The organism is Gordonibacter pamelaeae 7-10-1-b (assembly GCF_000210055.1).
Lineage (GTDB): Bacteria > Actinomycetota > Coriobacteriia > Coriobacteriales > Eggerthellaceae > Gordonibacter > Gordonibacter pamelaeae.
Genome location: NC_021021.1, coordinates 1,641,381 through 1,647,319, shown reverse-complemented (window position 1 = coordinate 1,647,319; position 5,939 = coordinate 1,641,381). Strand labels below are relative to the sequence as shown.

Here is a 5,939-nt window from a genome sequence, read left to right as displayed (position 1 = left end):
CTCGTCGCCCGCAGCGCACTCCTCGCGCAGCCCGTCCATGGCCGCGGCCGCCTCCTCGGGATGCGCGAACGCCCAGTCGGATGTGAAGCGCTCCAGGCGGCCGATGGCCACCGGCTCGCCGTTCCTGCCGCGCGTGCACACGCCCTCGCACTGCGTCTCCTGCGGGCACACGCGCCCGCAGATGGCCGGCAGCGAGTTCGCGCTCTTCACGATGGCGTACGCACGGGCGAAGTTGCCTTCGGCCACCTGCTCGACGAACCGCGGGATGGGCACGCCCACCGGGCAGCCGCCCACGCAGGGGGCGTTCGGGCACTGGATGCAGCGGCGCGCCTCGGCCACCGCCTCTTCCTCGGTATAGCCCAGCGCCACCTCGTCGAACGTCTTCGCACGCTCGGCCGGATCGAGCTCGGAAACGGGCGTTTTCTCCTTCTGCCGGTTCACCTCGTAGCTGGTCGCCATGCTACGCCCCCTTCCGCTCGCCGTCGGTCCCGCCGTTGCAGTCGCGGCCCTCGGCCGCCTCGCGCGCCGCGCCCTCGAAGCTGCGGTACATCACGCCACGGCGCATGGCGTCGTCGTAGTCCACCAGGTGGCCGTCGAAGTCCGGCCCGTCCACGCAGGCGTGCAGGTACTCGTCGCCCACCTTCACGCGGCAGCCGCCGCACATGCCGGTGCCGTCGATCATGAGCGGGTTCATGCTCACGAGCGTCTTGATGCCGTAGGGCTTGGTGGTGGCGGCCACGAACTTCATCATGATGACGGGACCCACGGCCAGCACCAGGTCGTAATCCGCGCCCTCGTCGATACGCTGCTGCAGCGCCTGCGTCACGAGGCCCTTGTTGCCGTTCGAGCCGTCGTCGGTCATGATGATCTGGCGCGTGGAGCACGCCTTTATCTCGTCCTCGAGAAGGATGAGGTCCTTGTTGCGGAAGCCGGTGATCACGTCCACCTCGCAGCCGTGCTCGTGCAGCCACTTGGCCTGCGGGTACGCGATGGCCGTTCCCAGACCGCCGCCGATGACGCACGCGCGGCGCGCGCCCTCGAGCTCGGTGGGGTTGCCGAGCGGCCCCGCGAAGTCCAGCAGCGCGTCGCCCGCCTTCAGCTGCGCGAGGCGCATCGTGGTGGCGCCCACCGCTTGGAACACGATGGTGACGGTGCCCGCCTCCGGGTCGCATTCGTTCATCGTGAGCGGGATGCGCTCGCCGCGCTCGTCGATGCGCAACATGATGAACTGGCCCGGCCTGATCTTGCGCGCTATCTCGGGCGCGCGCACGACCATGCGGGTGACTTCCGCATTGAGCGGTTCTACTCGTTCGATGGGGTACACGGCTTCGCCCTCTCTCTTCTCAGATAGAGAAGCAGCACCGGACGATGGCGGTGCCGCTCCCCATAGAAGTATGGCGGCCATTATAGCAACATGCCCGCCGTCCCCATGTTTCGAACAGGTTACCGAGCGGTCAGCGGAGAGAAAATCGCCGAGGTGGCAGGGAACCTATAATCGATGGAGGGCGCAGCCGGCGCATGCGGCCCCTGCGTTGCGACGGAGAAGGCGAGCTGATTGCCGCGTAGCCGTCCGCAGGGCGCGGTGCAGCCGTCCGCATCGGCGCCCATCGAGGAGGAAGCAGCCATGGCGCAGAAATACGTGTTGACCAAGCAGCTGAAGGCCGTGCCGCTCGACCAGCCCATCGAGCCGGGGGCATCGGTGGTGGAGGTCATCACCACCCAGGAGTTCGCCAAGCTCGGCGTGGCCGGCGCCGACACGCTCTCGGCGCTGCGCACGCTCACGGAGGCCGAGAGCACCTACCTCGACGTGTTCCCCGACAGCCTCATCGGCTCGTTCGCCGTCCCCGACAAGAAGGACCTCATGGGCGAGACGATCAAGTTCGCCTTTTACCTGAACAAGACCAACCTCATCTTCATCGACGAGGGTCAGGTATGCACGCGCTTGCTCGACGATATCGAGCGCATCGGCGTTTTGAAGGAATCCACGGCGGCGCACTGCCTGTTCGAGTTCATGAAGCTGCTCGTGAAGGACGACCTGACGTACCTCGCCGACGTGGAGGACCGCATGGAGGACGTGGAGGAGCAGATCATCGACCGCTGCGGCAACGTGGCGAACCGCAAGATGCTGGGCTTTCGGCGGCGGCTTCTGCGCATCGACACCTTCTACCAGCAGCTCGTGGACATGACGGGCACCATCGGCGACAACGAGAACAAACTGCTCACCAACGGGGAGGCCCGCCTGTTCCACTCGCTCGAGAAAACGGTGGAGCGCCTGCTCAAGCGCTCGCAGACGCTCAAGGAGTACAGCCTGCAGCTGCGCGAGCTCTACCAGACGCAAATCGACATTCAGCAGAACGACACCATGCAGTGGTTCACCGTCATCACGACGCTGTTCGCCCCGCTCACGCTCATCACCAGCTGGTTCGGCATGAACTTCGCGAACATGCCCGGCCTGGACTGGCAGTGGGGCTACCAGACCATCATCGTGGTGTGCATCGTCATCATCGTGGTGGAGCTGGTGATATTCAAGAGGAAGAAATGGCTGTGAGGCCCCGGCCTGGCGCCGCAAACCGGCAAGGCCGAGCGCTAACGAAAGAAATCGGCCGTTTTCTTTCGTTACGATGCGAAAATGCCCCGCTAACGAAAGAAAACTTTCGTTAGCGGGGCACGTTGCGGCTAAAGAGGATCCGTACCAGGCTCCAAGATGTCCAAATAGCGCTGGAATACGAACCGTTTGTTGCGCTGTGACTTCGGCGAGGCATCTTTCAGGATGCCCAATCCGCACAAGTTGTCTATCACGTTCTTCGCGGTCGGCTCCGACACGTGGAGCATTTCCGCCACCTTGCGTTTCGTGACGGACGGCGACTCGAACAACCGGTCAAGAAGGGCCGTGTGGTTGGCGCTAAGCCTTGCATCGTTCAAGAGTCGCAGGCAATCGCTTTGCAGCTGGATGATCTGCTTGGCCGAAGCGACCCCTTCTTCGGATGTCTGGGAGATACCCCGGAGAAAAAACGCCAGCCACTCTTCCCAAGCGCCCTTGAGCCTCACGTCCATCAGGCGGTCGTAGTATTCCTGCCGGTTCCTTTTGAAGTAATAGCTCAGGTAAAGAACGGGTTTTGACAGGATCCCCTCGTTGCAGAGCCAAAAGGTTATGAGCAGCCGACCCATGCGCCCGTTTCCATCAAGAAACGGATGGATGGTTTCGAACTGGGCATGGATAAGGGCGATCTTCACCAAGGTGGGCATGTCGGCGCATTCGTAGAAAAACGACTCCAGGGCTCCAAGCGCCGTTCGCATATCATCCACAGCCGGAGGCACATAGGGCGCGTCGGCGAGCGAGCAGCCCTGCGGCCCGATCCAGTTCTGGGAGTGCCTGAACTCGCCGGGGGTTCGCTCGCTTCCGCGACCGCTCGCCAACAGATGGGCATGGATCTCGCGGATCAGCCGCAGGCTCAAGGGAAACTCCCGCAGGCGGTCGAGCCCGTAGTTCATGGCCGCGATGTAATTGGCAACTTCCTGCGTGTCGTCGTTCATCCGGCTCTCCTCGATGGCGATGACGTCTTCCAGAGAAGCCTGCGTGCCCTCGATCTGGGAACTGAGAAGCGCCTCTTTCTTGACGTACATCGACACGAACAGATCAGGGTCGGGCAGCACCTGGGTCACACCGTCCAGCCTGCCGAGCTTGCGGTCCGCCTCGGAGAGGAGCCCGAGCAGTTCCGAGGTGAACTCGAGGGGAGGATCGGGTGGCAGCGGCTTGGGAACGAACGCACGGTATCCGGTTGGCTGGGCAACGAATCGCCCGGATCGGTTTTGCCTATCCACCAGTGTTCCTCCTTCTCGTAGTGCATTTGCGAAAATAGCTAAGGTTTCTTAGCCTTTTCTTTCATTATCTCACGCTAACGAAAGAAATCGGCCGATTTCTTTCGTTACGACGCGAAAATGCCCCGCTAACGAAAGAAAACTTTCGATAGCGGGGCGCGAGGGGCGCAGATGTCGGTGTTTCCTAGAGCAGATGCGACTGCTCCACCGCAGGCTGCGAGGCGGCAGGGGCCTCTTCCGCAGGCTGCGCGGGAGTCGCGGGGCTGTCGACCTGCGCGGCAGGCGCCGCCGCCTTCTCCGCGTCGCTTGCGCGCAGCAGCTCGCCGAGCGTGGCGAAGTCGTTCTCCAGGGCCTCGCGCTTCGAGCCGTCGTAGATGGCGGCAGCGGGGTGGAAGATGGGGAACACCTTGAACTTGCCCGCGCGTTGCAGCGTGCCGTGCAGGCGCGTGATGCCGATCTCCGTCTTCAGTATGAACTTCGTGGAGAAGTTGCCCAAGGTGACGATGAACTCGGGGTCGATGGTGCGCGTCTGCTCGCGCAGGTACGGGGTGCAGAGCTCGATCTCCTCCGGGCGCGGGTCGCGGTTCCCGGGAGGCCGGCACTTCAGCACGTTCGCGATGAACACGTGCTCGCGCGCCAGGCCCGCGATGGCCAGAAGCTCGTTGAGGTACTGCCCGGCCTTGCCCACGAAGGGCTCGCCCTGCAGATCCTCGTTCTTGCCCGGCGCCTCGCCCACGATGAGCACGCGCGCCGAGGGGTTCCCCACCCCGAACACCGTCTGCGTGCGGCCGTCGGCCAGCGGGCACTTGCGGCAGGCCTCCACCTGCGCGCGGATGTCCTCCAGCGGAATGTGCGGCTTGGGCATGCGAATCCCCCTTCTCCCTGCTCTCTGCGCGAGAGCCTACACGTACACTCTGGGCATGCGCTGCGCGAACCCGATGGACAGCTCGTAGTGGATCGTGCCCAGCGTGTTCGCCATGTCGTCGAGCGTGACCACCGAGTCGCCCTGGCGTCCCACCAGCACCACCTCGTCGCCGATCTGCGGGTCAACGCGGCGGCGCGTGCCGTAGATGCGCATGTCCACCTCGAACATGCACTGGTCCATGCAGATGTTGCCCACCTGGCGGAACCGCTGGCCGGACACGATGAAGTCCGTGCGGCCCGAGAGCCCCCGGCGCAGGCCGTCGGCGTAGCCCACCGGTATGGTGCAAATCTTCACGCTGCCGGGGCTGCGGTAGTTCATGCCATAGCTCACGCCCTCGCTCATGGGAACGAGCCGTGCGTCGGTCACGCGCGCGTGCACGCTCATGACGGGCTTGAGCTCGATCATCGTGCGCGTCTCCGGGCACGGGTGCAGGCCGTAGAGCGCGATGCCGGGGCGCACCATGTCGAAGTGCACGTCCGGGTAGCGGATGGCTGCGGCCGAGTTGGCAGCATGGATGATGCCGGGATCGACGCCGGCCACGCGCATGCCCTGGATGGCCTCCAGGAAGCGCTTCGTCTGTATATGGAAGTCCAGCGTCTCGGGCGCATCGGCCGTGGCGAAGTGGGTGAACGTGCCCACGAGGTCGAGCGCGCGGTGGAAGCTCACCTGCGAGAGGAACTCCACCACCTGGTCGTGGCGCACGCCGATGCGGTTCATGCCCGTGTTCACGGCCAGGTGGTACGGCGCGCGGATGCCGAAGGCGTCGGCCGCCTCGGCGTAGCGGATGGCGAAGTCGGGCGTGTAGACGCTCGGCATGACCTTGTAGGCCAGCAGCAGGGGGATGGCCTCGTCGGGCGGCTGCGACAGCACGAGGATGGGCGCGTTCACCAGCGCCTCGCGCAGCTCGATGGCCTCGTTGACCGTGGCCACGCCCAGGTACTCGGCGCCGGAGTTCAGCGCCGTCTTCGCGCAGCGCACCGCCCCATGCCCGTAGCCGTCGGCCTTCACCACGGCCATGACGCGCACGCCGGGTCCCACGTGGCGCTTGAGGGACGCCACGTTGTGGCGCAGGGCGTTCAGGTCGACCTCCGTCCAGGCCCAGCGGCGGTCGGTGTCGGGGATGAGGCGCAGCTTGTCGGGGTCGAAGCTCGCCGCGCCCGCGTCGGGCCGCGCGTGGTCGCGCGCGTACTGGAAC

5 protein-coding genes and 1 pseudogene are annotated in these 5,939 nt (G+C 64.9%); 1 reads left to right on the top strand and 5 read right to left on the bottom strand.

Annotated features, from left to right (window positions below; all coding sequences use genetic code 11):
* Together GPA_RS07660 and GPA_RS07655 are read right to left on the bottom strand one after the other, a co-directional pair.
* A pseudogene (locus GPA_RS07660) lies at positions 1 to 459 on the bottom strand (dihydropyrimidine dehydrogenase); the annotation flags it as partial.
* A 1-nt stretch (position 460) separates the two neighbouring features.
* Entirely contained in the window at positions 461 to 1,324 is an 864-nt protein-coding gene (locus tag GPA_RS07655) for a sulfide/dihydroorotate dehydrogenase-like FAD/NAD-binding protein (RefSeq protein ID WP_041239275.1), read from the bottom strand.
* Positions 1,325 to 1,624: 300 nt separating this feature from the next.
* On the opposite strand from GPA_RS07655, the gene GPA_RS07650 reads away from it, so the two are divergent.
* A complete protein-coding gene (locus GPA_RS07650) occupies positions 1,625 to 2,548 on the top strand; it encodes a magnesium transporter CorA family protein (protein WP_041239273.1) in 924 nt (307 codons plus the stop codon).
* 128 nt (positions 2,549 to 2,676) lie between these two features.
* Here the strand turns inward: GPA_RS07650 and GPA_RS07645 are convergent, their stop codons facing one another.
* From GPA_RS07645 to alr, 3 genes are all read right to left on the bottom strand, one after another.
* Complete coding sequence (locus GPA_RS07645; RefSeq protein ID WP_041239271.1) at positions 2,677 to 3,822, bottom strand: Fic family protein; 1,146 nt, start codon at positions 3,820 to 3,822, stop codon at positions 2,677 to 2,679.
* A 181-nt stretch (positions 3,823 to 4,003) separates the two neighbouring features.
* Positions 4,004 to 4,684 carry a uracil-DNA glycosylase gene (locus GPA_RS07640; RefSeq protein ID WP_015539502.1) on the bottom strand — a complete coding sequence of 227 codons (681 nt, stop codon included), beginning with the start codon at positions 4,682 to 4,684 and terminating at the stop codon, positions 4,004 to 4,006.
* A 36-nt stretch (positions 4,685 to 4,720) separates the two neighbouring features.
* A partial coding sequence (alr, locus tag GPA_RS07635; RefSeq protein WP_197533081.1) for an alanine racemase occupies positions 4,721 to 5,939 on the bottom strand: 1,219 nt, incomplete at its 5' end.

Bases quoted from the DNA above. Each gene is read 5' to 3' on its own strand.
- GPA_RS07650 (WP_041239273.1), top strand. From the start codon at position 1,625: ATGGCGCAGAAATACGTGTTGACCAAGCAGCTGAAGGCCGTGCCGCTC.
- GPA_RS07640 (WP_015539502.1), bottom strand. From the start codon at position 4,684: ATGCCCAAGCCGCACATTCCGCTGGAGGACATCCGCGCGCAGGTGGAG.